Consider the following 16,906-nt stretch of genomic DNA (forward strand, 5'->3'; position numbering starts at 1 on the left):
ATAGATAAAATTTTAAAAAGTTGGCTAATTTCAGATAGAACTACATACATGTTAGTTATAGAATAAAGGGATTTTTATAAAAATTTATGGAAGGAGAAATTGTTGTATTTAAAGAGTCCAGAAGAATAGTAGGTAAAAAGATTTATTATTCTTCGTGATAATAGAAGTTTAAGGTATATGGATTAAGACTATAAAATATAGCTGATAGGCTTATTTAAGAGGCCATAATGCATACCTCTTAAATTGTTTTATAATAATCAATATTAACCTTAACTATAGGAAAGTTTCAGGAGGAGTTTTTATGAATTTGAAAATAAGAGAAGCAAATATGAAGGATTATATAGAGCTTAATGCTTTAGTTGCAGAAGTACATAAGTTACACGTTAAAAACAGACCAGATGTTTATGTAGATGTGGATATCCCTTTAGGTGAAGATTATCTTCAGGAGTTATTGAATGCTAGTGATACAAAGTTATTTGTAGTTGAAAATATGAGTAATAAGGAATTACTAGCATATAGTATTGTAAGAATCATGGCTAATAGAAATATTCAGATACTTATTCCTATGACCTTTGCCTATATAGAGGATTTTTGTGTTAAAGCTAGTGAAAAAAAGAAGGGCATTGGTAAATTGTTGTTTGAATATGTAAAAGATTATGCAAAATCACAGGGAGCATTATCATTACAGTTAATTGTATGGGAATTTAATAAGAATGCAATTAAATTTTATGAAGCCATGGGAATGTCCACAAGAAACAGAAGGATGGAACTAAACTTATAGTATGTTAGCAATTTTAGTAAACTGTGGATTTTATGAAGGCTATCAAAATTAAGCAGCAATTGAAATTATGGAAAACTGGTGTGAAAAAGCAGAAATTAAATGGAGACAAGGCATTTGGATTGGTGCTGGTGCAATGCTACCTTCCTTAAAGAATGTCACAGTTGGGCATGGACCTAAGAAAAATTTAGGAGAAGCATTAGCAGCTTTCAAATAATATATTGGCAGATACATCAGGAGATAATGTCTTTATAACAGAAAACTTTCCTAGATTTGCTTATAAACTTTCTGGAGAACTAGGATGGAGACAGGCTATTAGAGCAAATGGTTTAAAGAGAAAAGATTTATTTTTAAAAAAGTAATGTAAAGAGACAGTAAAGGAAATATATTTTTAAGATATATGAGTAATAATACAGAACACTTATTAACATAAGCTAATGATATTAAAATTATCATTAGCTTATGTTATACTTTATTAAGTGAAAAATAAACTAGTTTTGAAGAAATATTATATTTAGCTAAGTAGGATATTAATGAACATTAGGAGGAAAAAATGGAAGGAAAATGTTATTTATGTAATAAAGAGATTACAAATAGAAGCGCTAAAAGACATATATTAACTTGTGAGAGTAGAAAGAACATAGTAGAAGAATCAATGAAAGAAGCTGAGAAGACAAAAGAACAATTTATTTTAAAGATAACAGATAAGTATGATCCATCAACTTACTATATATACATAACTATTGATGTTAATTTAACATTAAGAGCACTTGATACATTCTTAAGGGATATATGGATGGAGTGTTGTGGGCATTTAAGTGAGTTTAATATAGATGGTGTTACATATGCTTGTGATGGAGCTCTTGAAGGATCAGTTTTGGTAGAACAAGAAAGCTTTGATTTCTATTTAAAGAATATTTTATATATCAATAGCAAAATTAAGTATTTATATGATTTTGGCAGTACATCAGAAGTTTTAATAGAAGTAGTAGATAAGTTTGAGACTGTGTATAATTCAAGCTCCATAGAAATTTTAGCTAGAAATAATAAGATAAATCATAGTCGTAGAAATGGAGAATATACTAATTCCCCTAGAGATGGAGTCTGTGGATACATTGGCTTCAAGGAGAGTGAAAGTAAATATTTACCAGGAAATAAAACTGAATTTGAAAATAATATAGAGCTAGCAATTAGGAGTAGTTTAGAAGAAACAGAAGGGTTTTCTAAGGAAGATACAGCAGAGTTAATAGATGAATTTATTTTTGAAAAAGTTGAAAAAGCAGCAAAACGTGCAATGAAACGAGAATGCTCTAATGATTTGAAGGAACTTTTAAAGATTGAAACAAAAGACACTTTAAAAGAACTAATGAATGCCTTAAACATCAGCTATAAATCAACGGATAAAAAGGAAATTTTAATTGATAAAATTGCCATGGATTATAAAGAAGCAATTTCAGATATATTAAAATATATAAATGGTAACTGTTATGATTATTTACAAAAAGTATTAAGAAGTCAGGGAATTCTTCCTTTAAGTAGTAATAAAGATTATTCTGAAAGCTTTATCTTTATGGAAGATATAGGGATGTTATATATTGCTGAAAAGGAAGACGAATTATATTTATGTGCACCACAAGAAGTTCTTCAAGTTATACCGGAAATAGATAAGAAGTCTACAAATAGAAATGATGAAATAATAAAGTTGTTTAGGGGAATGCTTTATTACTATGGAAGTGTTTCTATAGAAGATTTCATGGAAAGATTACCTGAAGATTCAAAGATAGATTTAGACTTAGAGGAATTAGATATGATTCTAGCTATAGGTGAAAGAACTTATGCTGACTATATCTATGAGGATGGATTTGGAATAAATATCTTTATAGACAATATTTTAGAACTAGAAGAACTTCAATTATTAGCAGAAAAAGATGCTTATAAAAGATATACAAGAAGTGAATTACTTAAAGCTAGTAGAGCATATTATGTAGGAGATAAAAGTAACTACAGAGCATTTATGAAAGTTATTAAAGAAAACTATGATATTTCAGGAGAAGGTCTAGAGAATTTACTGGAGTTTTTATATAAGACATATCAATTAGAAGGAAGAGAAAATTTAATTAATAAGGTTCTTGATGAATTATCAGCACCAGAGTATCTTCAAAGTGAAATAATCCATGCTTTAGATGAAGTGATGAAAAAAATTCCAGCATGGAGATATAATGGTTATACTGAAGCTGAAAAAAATAATTCAGTGAGATCTAATTTAGAGAAGGTTAAGGTTGGAAGAAATGATCCTTGTCCTTGTGGAAGCGGTAAAAAGTACAAGAAGTGCTGTGAATCTAAGAAATAAAACTTGAAGAAGGAAAATCTTTGTAGATAAAATAGAAGAACTATAGATATAGATAGGCTTTTAGTCTATCTATATTTTAAAATCTATTATAAGATAATTAAGACATAGGTTTTAAATTATATATTTATCTCGAAAACAAGTTAATTAATAAATAGTGACAAAAGTTAAAGATTGGGGGAATACAATGAACTTCTTTATTGAATTTAGTTATAATGATGAATTTGTATTTCAAAGAATTTCGAGTTTAATTAATTATATAAAAGATAAGAAGGATTTAGAGGAATTAAATTGTGATGATATTTCAATATTAGACTTTTATAGTGAAGATGAAATTAATTATTATTGGTGGCCTACAGAAGAAGAAAATAAAGAGTTTTGGGAAAAGTATTACTCTATGACAGAGGAGAAAAGAAATTTATATTTAGTAAATTCACCATGGGATTTTGAATCTGTGATTGATGCAATTATTACAGGGGAATATGAAATTATAGGTTGTGAAGTTGTGGAAAGTGGCATTGGTAGATTATACTTTGAACCTTGGGCATATCCATATGGTGGAGCTGAACCTTTAGTACAATTGATTATGCCTTTTAATATTAAGATAATCAGGGTAGAGAAATAAAATGCATAAGCAGTTAAATAGAATGGAGTTAATAGAACCTTTAAATAATATTATTGAATGCAATAGAATAGAAGAGGAAATAGATGAAATACTTGAAAACTTTTAGGCTAATATTGCACATAATACAGAAGTAACAAAAATAGAAAAATTTTGTTCAGATAGCAGATACTAATGCGCAAAGATATGAAAAAAGAAATTTGGAGAACCTGAGCATCTTTTGAAAGGTTATTGGGGTAAAGGATATGACCACATGGCTTAAGCCATAAAGATTAATAATAAACAAAAAACTAAAAAGCCAGTACTTAATATTATTAAGTATTGGCTTACATTGCAAAATAAAAATCCAAAATACCGGTACTCTGATTTTGATCCCTATCCTCCGATAGGTGGGTGCCCTCACAAATGCTTCAATCGCCTTTAATGCCTTAAAAGGACTCACAGAAAGGTACATTTCTCCATTTAAATATTGAACTCCCTAAATTAAAATGTAGGTTCAAAATAAGAGCTTAACGCATATTTCAGAAATTATAAACGATGAATAATTATTTATTCTTTTGTTATGAGATTATAATATCATATTTGAAACCGGCATGCAAGAGATAGATGTGTGGTAATTTAATTCTTAATTTCAAATATTATCTAAAACTTTCTTTACAATTAAAAATAAACTTCATGGTTTTTACTAAAAACACTATACTAAAAACAAACAATCCTAGCAAATATATAATATTTAATACAGGAATAAAGATTATTGCAAAAGCTACTGCAGTGGCAATGATTAAGGCTATATATTGCTTCCATCTTTCCTCAGCTTCTATTGCTAAGGTATACTTATTATAGGTCGACATTAATTCTTTTACTCCCATGAATAAGTTATATACAACTAATAAAGTTAGGATAAAGGATGATATTACCATAGGTATACTAAGGATTCCTAAAAATCCTAAGTTAATTCCACCATTTGCATTTGGAGCTTCATATATTGAAAAAATAGATATTACTATCATAAAGATATTAAAAGTTGAAGCTTTTGAAAAATGTTCACTATTTTCTTTAAGCTGATTAAAGGCAAGGGCAAATAATATATAACCAATTACATCTGGAAATATGTCAATGCCACAAATCCTGAAATTAATAGAAATAAATAAAAAACCCCAAAATAATTTATTTAGCCCAGTTTCAATCATTTATTTCACCCCTCTGATTTATATGATATAAGATACCACTTTATCCCATTATATGATATATTTTTATGTTAATCAATAAAAGTTTTAAAGCTCTAATAAGATATTACTACTTCAATTATGTCTACAGTTCCTTACATTATGGTATAATATTAAAGCAAGTTTACAGAAGGCTTATAATACAAAGCCTATTTATAACCTAGGTCTAGGAATAAGTAATAGTAACCAGGGGGAAAAGATGAGTATAAAGGTAAAGGATTTATTTGGAAAAGAAATTAATAGGAATATTAAAGGAGTAATTAAAGTAGGTCAATGTGATCAAGAAAATATAAAGCAGGAGCTAGAGGAATATGTGGTTACTGGAGAATTAAATAAGCATTTAGATGAATTCTTTAAAGCTTACAGTAAAAGCATATTGAGTGATACTGATAAAAATGGGGTATGGATTTCAGGATTTTTTGGTAGTGGTAAATCTCACTTTCTAAAGATTTTATCCTATCTTTTATCTAACAAAACCATAGAAAATAAAAGTGCTGTAGATTATTTTTATAGTAAAGAATTGCAGGATTCTACCCTTAATAATATGGAACTTGTTAAGTCTATATCAACTGATATTATTCTTTTTAATATAGATTCTAAATCTGACTCTAATTCAAAATTCAATAAGGATGCTATTGTTAATGTATTAAATAAAGTATTTAATGAGATGCAGGGATTTTGTAGCTCTATGCCTTGGATTGCAGATATCGAAAGGCAGATGACTAAAGATGGAGTATATGAGGAGTTTAAAAATAAATTTCAACAGATATCAAATAAGTCTTGGACTGAGGCTAGAGAAGATTTTTACTATGAAGAGGATACCATAATAGAAGCTTTATCAAAAACTACTAAGATGAGTAAAGAAGCTGCAAGAAATTGGTACAGTAAATGTGAAGAGAATTACTCTTTAAGTATAGATAAGTTTGCTTCAAGGGTTAAGGAGTATTGTGATTTAAGGGGAGAGAGTCATCATATAGTATTTTTAATAGATGAAATTGGCCAATACATAGGAGAAGATACTCAGTTTATGCTAAACCTACAAACGGTGGTGGAGGATTTAGGTAATAAGTGTGAAGGTAGATGTTGGGTTATAGTTACAGCTCAAGAGGATTTAAATGAGTTCACTAAGACTAAGGGGAATGACTTTTCTAAAATTCAGGGAAGATTTAATACTAGATTATCCTTATCTTCAGCCAATGTAGATGAAGTTATTAAAAAGCGTATTTTAAGAAAAACTCCCGATGCAGATAGTGAGCTAAAGAATTTATATGACGAAAAGAAATCTGTTATAAAAAATATTTTAACATTTACTACGGATTTTATTGGAATGAAATTCTATAGGAATAGTGATGATTTTGTAGAGGTTTATCCCTTTGTTCCATATCAGTTTAACTTATTACAAGCTGTCTTTAATGGAGTAAGAGAACATGGAGTAGCTGGGAGGAGCTTATCAAAAGGAGAAAGAAGCTTACTTGGAGCATATCAACAGGTGGCAGTGGAATATATGAATGAAAGAATAGGCATTTTAGTTCCATTTTCAGCTTTTTATAGTACCGTAGAAAGTTCTCTAGATTCTTCTGTTAGATCAGTTATTAACTCTGCTGAAGATAATGAAAGATTAAATGCATTTGACGTGAAAGTGCTTAAACTGTTATTTCTTATAAAGTATGTTAAAGAAATAAAGTCTAATATAGAAAATTTAGCTACTCTTTTAGTAGATAACATAGCGGCTTCAAAAAAAGATATTAAAAAGAGATTACAAGAATCCCTAAATAAGCTTATCGTAGAAACGCTAGTTGAGAAAAATGGAGATGAATATGTATTTTTAACTATCCATGAGCAAGAGATAAATAAGGAAATAAAAAATATGCAAATTGATAGTGGAGAAATTACTCAAAGAATAAGAGATATAATTTTTGATGATATATATGAAGAATCTAAGTTTACATATTCTAAGAGATATAAGTTTAGTTTTAATAAGATCATAGATGATATGGGAAAAGGCCCACAATCCAGCTCTATAGGAGTTAAGCTGATAACTGCTAACTATAATTTAGCTGAAGATGCTAGAAAAAGTGAGCTTAAGCAATTATCTGATGTGGAAAGCAATGTAATAGTAGACATATCAAAGAATGATAGTTACTTAGAAGAAATAGAGAATATGCTAAGGATAGATGCTTATTTAAGGATTAAGAAAAGTAGAAAGTCAACTGCTATTATAGAAGCTATTGAAGTTAAAAAAAGTAGAGAAAGAGAAGATAGATTAAAACGAGTTAAGTTTTTAATAGAGGAAGCTTTGAAAGAATCTGATATATATGTAAGTGGTGCTCTCTTAAATATAAAGCACCAAAGTGGAGTAAGTAGAATCAATGAAGGGTTAAGAGTTTTAGTAGATTCTACATATAATAAATTAAATTATATAAATGAATTTATAGATAATAGTAAAGAGCTTCATAAGTTAGTAAATTCTTATGACAACCAACAAAGAGGTGAAGAAGATACTGAGGCTAATAGCTTAGCTGTAGATGAAGTGAATAATTATATAAAAGCTAGCTGTGAAAGGAATCTTCAAATAACAATGAAGCACATATTGGCTAAGTTTTCTAATCCGCCTTACGGTTGGAAGGTCATGGATATAAAAGGAGTAGTAGTTTCCTTATTTAAAAGACAATATATAAAGGCTTTTTATGATAATAGAAGACTATTTACTGATAAAGATATATTAGAATGTGTTATGGATAAATCTTATGAAGATAAACTCATATTAAAAAGTAAAAAAAATATAAATATAAAATATATACAAGTAGCAAAAGAGCTGATTAAAGATTTATTTGGAATATCCACTATATCTGGTAATGAAGATGAAATCATGAAACAGTTTAAAGAACTAGGTAAAGAGGAATTAAATATAATTGAACATATAATTATGAATTATGATTATAATGTGAGTTATCCAGGGAAGAAAGCAGTACAATTAGGGAAGCAGTTATTTAAAGATATGCTTAATGTAGAAGATACAATAGAATTTTTCAAGTATCTTTATGATTTAGAGGAAGAGTTTCTAGATTATGTAGATCACATAGACAATGTTAAGGACTTTTTCTATAAAAAAGAGAATAACGAAATAGACCTTAATACAAGTGGGGAGCAGCTAATGAGTTTCAATGATGCAATAAAGATTATTAGCGCTTATGAAGAAAATAGAGAGTTTATAGATAATGCTCATATAGAAAATATAATAAAAGAGCTTCAAAGCATTATAGGAATGAGGGAGCCTTATAGCAAGATTCCACAGATATCTATACTTATAGAAAGCTATAATGACACAATTCTAGATATGCTTAAAAAAGAGAGAATTCCAGTACTAGAATTTATTAAGAGCTGTAGTGAAGAAGTTATAGAAATTTTGAAAGAATATGATTTCAGTAATAAGTTTATAGATGAAATTCATAGGGATTTTAAAGGCCTTACTAATAAAACTGAACAATCAAGTAGTTTTGCTGTTATTTTAGCTACAGTAGATCTTGCAGAGAAGCTGAAACTAAAATGGATAAGTGAAATTGCAAAAGAAGCTGGAATAGAAAATACAACTAAGCTACTTAGTGTGAGAGAATTAGTTAAGGATCAAAGGGTGATTAAAAGTGAAGAGGATATTAATCTAATAGTAGAGGAACTGAAAAAGAAGCTCATAGAAGAGTTAAAGGGAGAAACAATAATAAGTTTGGTTTAGAAAAATACAAAAGCTGAGGAGGTTTCCTCAGCTTTTATTTTTAAATATTATTGTATTATTTATGACATTTATTGGCTTGTGAACAACCTGAGCATCCACATCCACAACTATCACCTTTAGAATGTTTTTTGAATTGTTTTATTGCTACTAAGATCATTACACCTATAACTACAGAACCGATTAAAAATGTTGACATAGTAACACCTCCTTTATAGAAAGATTAAACGTCCAACTTGATATATAATTAAAGCAACAATATAAGCTAAACCAGTTTGATATCCTAAAGCGATAAATGTCCATTTCCAAGAACCCATTTCACGTTTAATAGCACCTATAGCAGCAAAGCATGGAGCAGCTAGAAGAGTGAATGCCATGAAAGCATATGCACTAACACTATTAAATAATTGTCCCATAGTTGAAACTAGACTTGGATCAGCTTCAGTTAACTCAACACCTAGACCGAAGAGAACTCCAAAGGTAGCAACCACGTTTTCTTTAGCCAAGAAGCCAGTTATAGTAGCAACGGCAGCTTGCCAGTTACCAAAACCTAAAGGTGCAAAGATAGGAGCTATTACATTTCCTATAGAAGCTAATATACTATCTTGTGCTTCCACCATTTGAAGAGACCAGCTAAAGGATTGTAAGAACCATATAGTACCTGAAGCTACAAATATAATTGTACCTGCTTTAATAATGAAGGCTTTTCCACGATCCCACATGTGAATAAGAAGACCCTTTAAGCTAGGTATTCTGTACTGTGGTAGTTCCATAACAAATGGAGCAGGCTCACCTTTGAATAACTTAGTTTTCTTAAGAATAATACCTGATAGTATAACCATTGCTATACCTAAGAAGTACATTGATGGTGCAGCCCAAGGCTGATCAGGGAAGAAAGCACCAGCTAGCAGTGCAAATACTGGTAATTTAGCACTACATGGAATGAATGGGGTAAGCATTATAGTCATTTTTCTATCTTTATCATTTTCAATTGTTCTACTTGCCATAACAGCAGGAACACTACAACCAGAACCTATTAACATTGGTATGAAAGATTTACCTGAAAGACCAAATCTACGGAAGATTCTATCCATGATAAAAGCTACACGAGCCATATAACCACAATCTTCTAATAGAGATATTAAGAAAAATAAAACCATTATTTGTGGAACAAATCCAAGAACGGCACCAACTCCGCCAATAATACCATCTACAATTAGTCCATGTAACCAGTCAGCAACTTGCATGTCCATTAACCAGTTAGAAACATTACCTTGAATGATTTCAGCAAATAGAGTATCATTTACCCAATCTGTAGCAATGGTTCCAATAGTAGTAACGGCAATGTAATATACACCTAACATTACAAGTGCAAAAATTGGAAGAGCAAGCCAACGGTTAGTAACTATCTTATCAATTTTATCTGAAGTAGTTAAAGTAGATTTATTTTTCTTTTCAATACATGAAGTAGTTATTTTACCTATATAGTCATAACGTTCAGTAGTAATAATACTTTCTGCATCGTCATCAAGAGTATCTTCATAACTTTTTATTAAATAATCAACTTTACTTTTTGTATTGTCATCTAATTTTAAGTAATCAAGAACCTTTTCATCTCTTTCAAAGATTTTAACATAAAACCAACGTGGGTTTTTAATTAAGGAATTATCTTTTAGTAAATCTCCTATATTACTTAAAAGATTTTCTGTATCCTTACTAAAGGTATTAAGTAGAGTAACCTTTGGATTCTTTTTACCAATCTCTATAGCTTTATCAGATAATTCCTTTAAACCTTTGCCTTTAACTGCAGAAGTCTCTAACACTTCACACCCAAGTAGTTTAGAAAGTTTTGATGTATTTATAATGTCGCCGTTTTTATTTACTACGTCCATCATATTTAAAGCTATAACTACAGGAATTCCAAGTTCTACAAGCTGAGTTGTCAAATACAGATTTCTTTCAATGTTTGAGGCATCAACTATATTAATAATTACATCTGGTTTTTCATCGATTAAGAAGTTACGAGTAACAACTTCTTCTAAAGTATAAGGCGATAAAGAATAAATACCTGGCAAGTCAACTATAGTTACATCTTTATGTCCTCTTAATTTTCCTTCTTTTTTTTCAACGGTAACTCCAGGCCAATTTCCTACGTATTGGGAACTACCAGTAAGTTCATTGAATATAGTGGTTTTACCACAGTTTGGGTTTCCAGCAAGAGCTATTTTTATACCCATTTTAATTCCCCCTTAAATGTTAGCCTACGCTAACTGAATAATAAAAAATATACAGAGCTTTAACTCTGTGAAAAGTATAGATTTAAAAGCTATTCAACTAATATTCTTTCAGCGTCAGCTTTTCTAATAGACAATTCATATCCTCGAATAGTTATTTCGATAGGATCACCTAATGGGGCTATTTTTCTAAGAAAGATAGAGGAGCCTTTAGTAACACCCATGTCCATAATTCTACGTTTTACAGCACCTTCCCCTTGAAGTTTTGTTACTGTAACAGTTTGTCCTGGCTTTACATCTTTTAATGTATACATAATTTACCTCCTAAAATAATTGCTATATCATAATCCTATTTGCCATAGACTTATCTATAGCAATACGGCTATCCTTTACATTAATAATTAAATTTTCACCTAACTTCGATATAAGAGTTACACTTTCGCCTACAATAAAACCTAGGCTTTTTAAGAATCTTACGGTTTCCTCTTTACCATTTATTTTTTTTATAAGAACTTTTTCTCCAGCTTTAGCCATAGTAAGTGGCATATTAATTCCCCCTTTGAGTATGTACAAGCTAACTAATATTTGAAAATATGGGTTAGCTTCCGTAACCTATATTCTAAGTTTACTGTAAATGACTTGTCATGTCAACTGAAAATGAGAATAATTTTCAAATAATGTATGATTAAAACTCATATTAACACTATTTCATAAAGTTGAATGAAAAATTAACCTATGATAGAATAAATAAAAAGAAACTTTACAGGAGATTATTATGAAAATACATGAATCCGGAGAAAATTATTTAGAAACTATCTTATTGCTTCAAAGAAAAAAAGGCTCCGTACGTTCAATAGATATTGCAAATGAGCTAGATTATACAAAGGCTAGCATAAGTAGGGCTATGGGCATTTTAAAGAAAGCTGAATATATAAATATGGAACGCAGTGGAGAAATAACTCTCACAGAAAAGGGTATGAAAAAAGCTAGTGAAATATATGAAAGACATACTCTTATTACTAAGTATCTTATGGACACTTTAAATATTGATGAAGAAATAGCAGATCAGGATGCATGTCGTATTGAGCATATACTGAGCAATGAAGCCTTTGAAAAGATAAAAGAATTATATGCAGATAATAAAAATTAGAAATATAAAAAGACTGTCTCAAAATAATTTACTTATTTATTTGATGAGCCTGCACTTTAATATAAGTGCAGGCTCATCACAAGCTAGTTTATTTTGAGACAGTATCTTTTTAAAAGTCTCTATGGAATATTTCCGTTTTGTCTTCATCTTTATAGTCATCAATGGTATATATGCCTATAGCATCTAATATGCCATTCATTATAGGGCTATCGTATGCAACTTTATATTTAGAGTTATCTGCAAAGGTGTCCACAGCTGCTTTAGAATTATCTTTAGGAACGATAGATTTAGGTCCACCTACACAGCCACCAATACATCCCATTCCTTCAATGAAGTTTCCATTTATATTGCCATGTTGAAGATCTTCTAATATAGCTTTACATTCCTTGATTCCATTACCTTGTATAGCTTTTAACCATTTGTGCTTTTCAGGAAACATTCTTTCTATACAGTCTTCTATGGCAATTGAAACACCTCCAGTACGTGCATAAAGCCTTCCACCACGAGATGCATATTCCATGGACGGCGTACCTTCAAGGGTGCCTGGAATTATTTCAAAGGCTTCAAAGATTTCCTTTAATTCTGCAAAGGTTAAAACAAAATCAATATCATCAATTAAGTCGGGAGATTTAACTTCAGCTTTTTTAGCAACGCAAGGGCCTATAAATACTACTTTTACATCAGAATTTAGTTTTTTAAGCACTCTACCAGCTGCAATCATTGGCGATACGGTAGGGGATGTATGAGGCAATAAATCATTATATACTTTCTTTAACATGCCTACCCACATAGGACAGCAGCAAGATGTAATCATAAAGTCTGAACTGTTTTTAACATGAGTATCAAACTCAATAGCTTCTTTAAGAGTAAGCATATCTGCAAAAAATGCTACCTCCACCATGTCAGTGAAACCTAAGTGTTTAAAAGCAGTTCTAAGTTGTTCAATAGTGGTACTATCTCCGAATTGTCCCATTATAGCAGGAGCTACAGCTGCAACTACGGTAGAATTTTCTTTTAGAAGTTTAGCAAGAGGTATGAATTCCACGGTATCTAAAATACTTCCAGTTGGACATCCTTCTACGCAAAAACCGCAATCTGTACATTTGTCATTATCTATATAGGTAGTTTCATGTTTCTCGTCATATAAAATGGCATCAAAGGGACAACTGTCTTGACATCTTGTTTTATCATCACAATCTACTTTACAATCCATTTTACAGCATTTGATTTTATTTACGATTTTATGATTTGATTTATAATTATTTATAGCCTTCTCTAAATCCTCCATATAGTTATTAGTGAAGGAGAGATTTACTCCACACAAGGAAGAAATTTCTGCTGCTAATATCTCCTTATCTATGGATTCGTCCTTTAACATTTTATTAATAGTATCATCTAATTTATCATCATAGTAGGCCTTAACAAGCAATTTAAATAACTCGCTATGTTCTTTTTTCATAATAGCACATCCAATCTTAAAATAATAAAGTAAATTATGTAGATTCAATAAGTATAATTATTATTGATTATATATGAGATAATTATCCAAGAAAAAAGCTATGTATAATGATTATTCCTCATATATTGAGTAATAATCATCAACTCAATATTCTTGGATGGATTCATCTCTTCCAGATATACTTCTGTCTTTTTGTATTCTATAGGGTTGGTTTTATAAAAGTTTTGATGATAATCTTCTGCGTTATAGAAGATTGATGCAGGAAGAATTCTATCTAATATGTCAAAGTGGGATACCATGCACCAAATCATCCACCAGCAAATATTGCGATTTTATAATTTATGTTATTAGTATTTTGCATATAAAGTTGCCTCCTAGAACCTACTTTTACTTATATATTATCATATTTTAAAAATGGAAAATACCACTATAAATTAATGAGAGCTGTTAATTATATATCAATATACTAAATTTAATCATTTATTAATTTAGGTTTATATACATCTATGGTAAAATCTATATGTGTAGAGAGTATTTATATCATATTTAGGAGGGATTATGGATTACAACAAGTTTAATATAGAAGAAAAATATGATAGTTATAATAATATAACTAAGATTGAAGCTGAAAAAATACTATTAAATTTAGAAAATGGAATGGATTATGATAAAGGCTACGATTATTATATATTAAAGGGAAAGATGTTACTTAAGTTAGATAGAATGAAGGAGGCCTCTGCAGCTCTAGAGAAAGCTTTAAGTTTTAATAAAACTGATGAAGTATGTGACCTTTTATCCTTTGCATATTATGAAGAAAAGGATTATGAAAGAGCACTTTATTATATAGATTTATCTTTTGAAATAGCTGTAGATGAATATATTTATAATCATAAAGGAAAGATTTTAGAAAAACTAGATAGATTTGAGGAGGCTTTTGAAATATATTATAAAGGTCTTAACTACACTCTTTCTACTTACAGTAGCTATGGTGATATAGAGATATTTGGAGAAAATCTAGCTAGATTAGGGGGAGTTTTAAAAAATTTATACGTAGATAATATAAATAAGTATATAGTGAACAAGGATTATTACAACCTTTATGGTAATTATATGAAACTCCTTCAAGTTATTCTTAAGGAGGAAGAAAACGACCATTATCATAGTAGCTCTGAATATGTAAATGTAAAGTATTTGGAGTTAATAGAAGAAGGTAAGTATATTTTAATCGACAATAGCTATTTCTTAGAGATGATTAATATATATAAAATACTATATGATATAGAGAATAACTCAGAATATGATGATAGAGACTATATAAATAAAGACTACATAGATGATAAGGTAAAAGAATTTATTGATGCTGTTATGGAAAGAACTTCATTAACTAATGATGTAGATCTAATTATAAGAGTATTGAATGAGATCATAAGTATTAAAAATAAAGATTACTATGGTTATATATATCATAAAGGGTTTATTTTTATGAAATTAAAAAGATATGATGAGGGCTTAAAAGTATTAGATACTATAGTTAAAGATAAAAAATGTAATTATAGTATAAGGGTTCAAAGCTATGAATGTATAATTAAAATTATGGATGAGGCTGAAGGTATATATAAGGAAAAATGTAATGATTATAAAAAAAGAATGTCAGAACTACTTAAAAGTGAAATTCATAGACTAAAATCAGATGAGTATTTAACTTTAGATAATAAATGTGAAGGAATAATGCACAACTGCAATAGAGCTATAAATTTAGAATTAGATAATGAATTTTGGTATGATTATATAGAAATTTTATCCTTAGATTTAGGAGATGAATATGAAGTTATTGTAAAGAACCAATCAATATATAAAGTAATAGAGAATTATAATAAGGCTATTAACATTTATGATAGGCTTATTATAATAAAAAGTAATTGTGCTCATGGCTATTATAGAAAAGGTAGAGCTATTGTATTGATATTAAGGCTTTTAAATAGTTCTAAAACCTCTTTGAAAGATTTAATTGGAGTTCATAATTTAGATTGTTTTTCTTATTCAGAAGTCATATACAATCTTAATAGAGCAATAAGCTTAAAAAATGATAATGGAAAATACTTTAATCTTTTAGCTAGAACTCACTTTGAAATTGGAGAATATGATAAGTCTCTAGAATACATGGAACAAGCTCTTTATCTAGAACCTAATGATTTATACATGAATATAAATAAGGTTTGTATTTATATTAGAAGATATCAATATACAGAGGCAGTAGATTATTTATTTAAAATGTCCTATAAGGATATTGACAGAGGAACAGTAAGAAAGACATTTCTTTCAAGAAAAGAAATTCTTAGCTTTTTAATGGGAATATTTAATTTGTACCAAAGACAAGATAAAATCTACTATATAATATCATATTATTTTTACGCAATAGTGGATTTCCATTATGATAAGGCTTTAACCTTTATAAATAATGCTATAGAAATTGCGGATGATGAAAGATATTACTTGCTTAAAGCTAAGATATATTTTAAAGATTGTAAGTATAAAGAAGCATTAAAGTGTGCAGAGGAAGCTATAATTATTGATGATCATTACGATGAAGCTTTTCTTATAAGAGAGCAGTGTAACAAAAAATTAGAAGAGAATTAGTACGGTAGTACAGATATAATTGAAAATGGGATTTTGCAAATAAGCTAATCTTAAATAAATGTTGAGAATTCGCTAGTAATAGCATTGAAGTGAGTGCTCAACATTTTATAGTAGATAGCAAAATATTTTGCAAGATTCCTTTTTCTATTTTCTTAAAAGAATATATTAACAAAATATTGAAAAAGTAAAAATGATATGTATAAATATGTATCTAATGGATAATATAGTTTATAAATGATATAAGTACAAATGTTATGAAATAAAAAATATAGAAAGGAGGAATATAGATGAGTAAAAAACATAATAGGGCAAAGAAAAAAGGATTTACATTAATTGAATTATTAGTGGTTATGGGTATAGTAGGAGTATTGGCTTTAGCTGTAACTCCAACAATGATATCTAAGGTAGATGAAGCAAAACAAAAAACAGATATTTCAAATGCTAGTTCTATAGCTATGGCAGTGAAGACAGAAATAATAGAGGGTAATTTAGCACCCTCAGGAGAGATTACAGGTAATGCTTTAACACAACTAGCTAATAAATATTTTGATGGTAATCTTCCAACATCACAATCTGAGGAAAGTGATTTTATTGTAACAGTTAATAACAATGTAATTAAAATTACTACTGCTAATAGAACACAGTTTTATCCTAATTATGTATCAACACAAGAATAGTAGTATGTAGGTAATTGATATTAGAACATAAAATGCATCTTAAAGTAGT

Annotated in this window: 16 protein-coding genes and 1 other RNA gene; 9 read left to right on the forward strand and 8 right to left on the reverse strand. The window is 29.2% G+C overall.

Translation table 11 applies throughout. The annotated features are described in order from the left end of the window. The first annotated feature begins 301 nt into the window (after positions 1–301). The 5 genes from B3W71_RS07860 (at position 302) to B3W71_RS07880 (ending at position 3,750) form a co-directional block, all read left to right on the forward strand. The gene (locus B3W71_RS07860) at positions 302–781 is read left to right on the forward strand and encodes a GNAT family N-acetyltransferase (protein ID WP_346888388.1); all 480 of its coding nucleotides are present in this window, start codon (positions 302–304) and stop codon (positions 779–781) included. Between the two features lie 67 nt (positions 782–848). Continuing rightward, the gene (locus B3W71_RS07865; protein WP_346888389.1) at positions 849–995 is read left to right on the forward strand and encodes a hypothetical protein; all 147 of its coding nucleotides are present in this window, start codon (positions 849–851) and stop codon (positions 993–995) included. 4 nt (positions 996–999) lie between these two features. Continuing rightward, a complete protein-coding gene (locus B3W71_RS07870) occupies positions 1,000–1,140 on the forward strand; it encodes a hypothetical protein (protein WP_346888390.1) in 141 nt (46 codons plus the stop codon). 191 nt (positions 1,141–1,331) lie between these two features. After that, positions 1,332–3,128, forward strand: coding sequence for an SEC-C metal-binding domain-containing protein (locus tag B3W71_RS07875; protein ID WP_346888391.1), 1,797 nt, complete (start codon positions 1,332–1,334; stop codon positions 3,126–3,128). Positions 3,129–3,312: 184 nt separating this feature from the next. Next, the gene (locus B3W71_RS07880) at positions 3,313–3,750 is read left to right on the forward strand and encodes a hypothetical protein (RefSeq protein WP_346888392.1); all 438 of its coding nucleotides are present in this window, start codon (positions 3,313–3,315) and stop codon (positions 3,748–3,750) included. A gap of 336 nt (positions 3,751–4,086) precedes the next feature. On the opposite strand, the gene ssrS is transcribed toward B3W71_RS07880, so the two are convergent. After that, a non-coding RNA gene (gene ssrS, locus B3W71_RS07885) (6S RNA) lies at positions 4,087–4,278 on the reverse strand. Positions 4,279–4,385: 107 nt separating this feature from the next. Next, on the reverse strand, positions 4,386–4,937 hold the full coding sequence (locus tag B3W71_RS07890) for a hypothetical protein (protein ID WP_346888393.1): 552 nt from the start codon (positions 4,935–4,937) through the stop codon (positions 4,386–4,388). A 235-nt stretch (positions 4,938–5,172) separates the two neighbouring features. Here B3W71_RS07890 and brxC point away from each other — a divergent pair, with 235 nt between their 5' ends. Further along, on the forward strand, positions 5,173–8,703 hold the full coding sequence (brxC, locus tag B3W71_RS07895) for a BREX system P-loop protein BrxC (RefSeq protein ID WP_346888394.1): 3,531 nt from the start codon (positions 5,173–5,175) through the stop codon (positions 8,701–8,703). A 55-nt stretch (positions 8,704–8,758) separates the two neighbouring features. Here the strand turns inward: brxC and B3W71_RS07900 are convergent, their stop codons facing one another. The 4 genes from B3W71_RS07900 to B3W71_RS07915 all read right to left on the reverse strand — a co-directional run bounded on the left by B3W71_RS07900 (position 8,759) and on the right by B3W71_RS07915 (position 11,480). Continuing rightward, positions 8,759–8,899 (reverse strand): FeoB-associated Cys-rich membrane protein, encoded by a 141-nt coding sequence (locus B3W71_RS07900; protein WP_346888395.1) that lies wholly within the window; start codon positions 8,897–8,899, stop codon positions 8,759–8,761. Positions 8,900–8,912: 13 nt separating this feature from the next. Next, positions 8,913–10,937: a ferrous iron transport protein B gene (gene feoB, locus B3W71_RS07905; protein WP_346888396.1), complete on the reverse strand. Its 2,025-nt coding sequence runs from the start codon at positions 10,935–10,937 to the stop codon at positions 8,913–8,915. 89 nt (positions 10,938–11,026) lie between these two features. Next, positions 11,027–11,248 carry a ferrous iron transport protein A gene (locus B3W71_RS07910; protein WP_346888397.1) on the reverse strand — a complete coding sequence of 74 codons (222 nt, stop codon included), beginning with the start codon at positions 11,246–11,248 and terminating at the stop codon, positions 11,027–11,029. A 22-nt stretch (positions 11,249–11,270) separates the two neighbouring features. Continuing rightward, the gene (locus B3W71_RS07915; RefSeq protein ID WP_346888398.1) at positions 11,271–11,480 is read right to left on the reverse strand and encodes a FeoA family protein; all 210 of its coding nucleotides are present in this window, start codon (positions 11,478–11,480) and stop codon (positions 11,271–11,273) included. A 229-nt stretch (positions 11,481–11,709) separates the two neighbouring features. Here B3W71_RS07915 and B3W71_RS07920 point away from each other — a divergent pair, with 229 nt between their 5' ends. Beyond that, positions 11,710–12,084, forward strand: a complete 375-nt coding sequence (locus tag B3W71_RS07920; RefSeq protein WP_346888399.1) for a metal-dependent transcriptional regulator — start codon at positions 11,710–11,712, stop codon at positions 12,082–12,084. Positions 12,085–12,193: 109 nt separating this feature from the next. On the opposite strand, the gene B3W71_RS07925 is transcribed toward B3W71_RS07920, so the two are convergent. After that, on the reverse strand, positions 12,194–13,543 hold the full coding sequence (locus B3W71_RS07925) for a [Fe-Fe] hydrogenase large subunit C-terminal domain-containing protein (protein ID WP_346888400.1): 1,350 nt from the start codon (positions 13,541–13,543) through the stop codon (positions 12,194–12,196). A gap of 98 nt (positions 13,544–13,641) precedes the next feature. After that, positions 13,642–13,854 (reverse strand): peptide-methionine (S)-S-oxide reductase, encoded by a 213-nt coding sequence (locus B3W71_RS07930; RefSeq protein ID WP_346888401.1) that lies wholly within the window; start codon positions 13,852–13,854, stop codon positions 13,642–13,644. Positions 13,855–14,101: 247 nt separating this feature from the next. On the opposite strand from B3W71_RS07930, the gene B3W71_RS07935 reads away from it, so the two are divergent. Beyond that, complete coding sequence (locus B3W71_RS07935) at positions 14,102–16,180, forward strand: tetratricopeptide repeat protein (protein WP_346888402.1); 2,079 nt, start codon at positions 14,102–14,104, stop codon at positions 16,178–16,180. 287 nt (positions 16,181–16,467) lie between these two features. Continuing rightward, on the forward strand, positions 16,468–16,857 hold the full coding sequence (locus B3W71_RS07940; RefSeq protein ID WP_346888403.1) for a type II secretion system protein: 390 nt from the start codon (positions 16,468–16,470) through the stop codon (positions 16,855–16,857). The last annotated feature ends 49 nt before the right edge of the window (positions 16,858–16,906 follow it).

Source organism: Clostridium sp. UBA1056 (assembly GCA_002316385.1).
In the GTDB taxonomy this organism is placed as follows: domain Bacteria; phylum Bacillota; class Clostridia; order Clostridiales; family Clostridiaceae; genus Clostridium_J.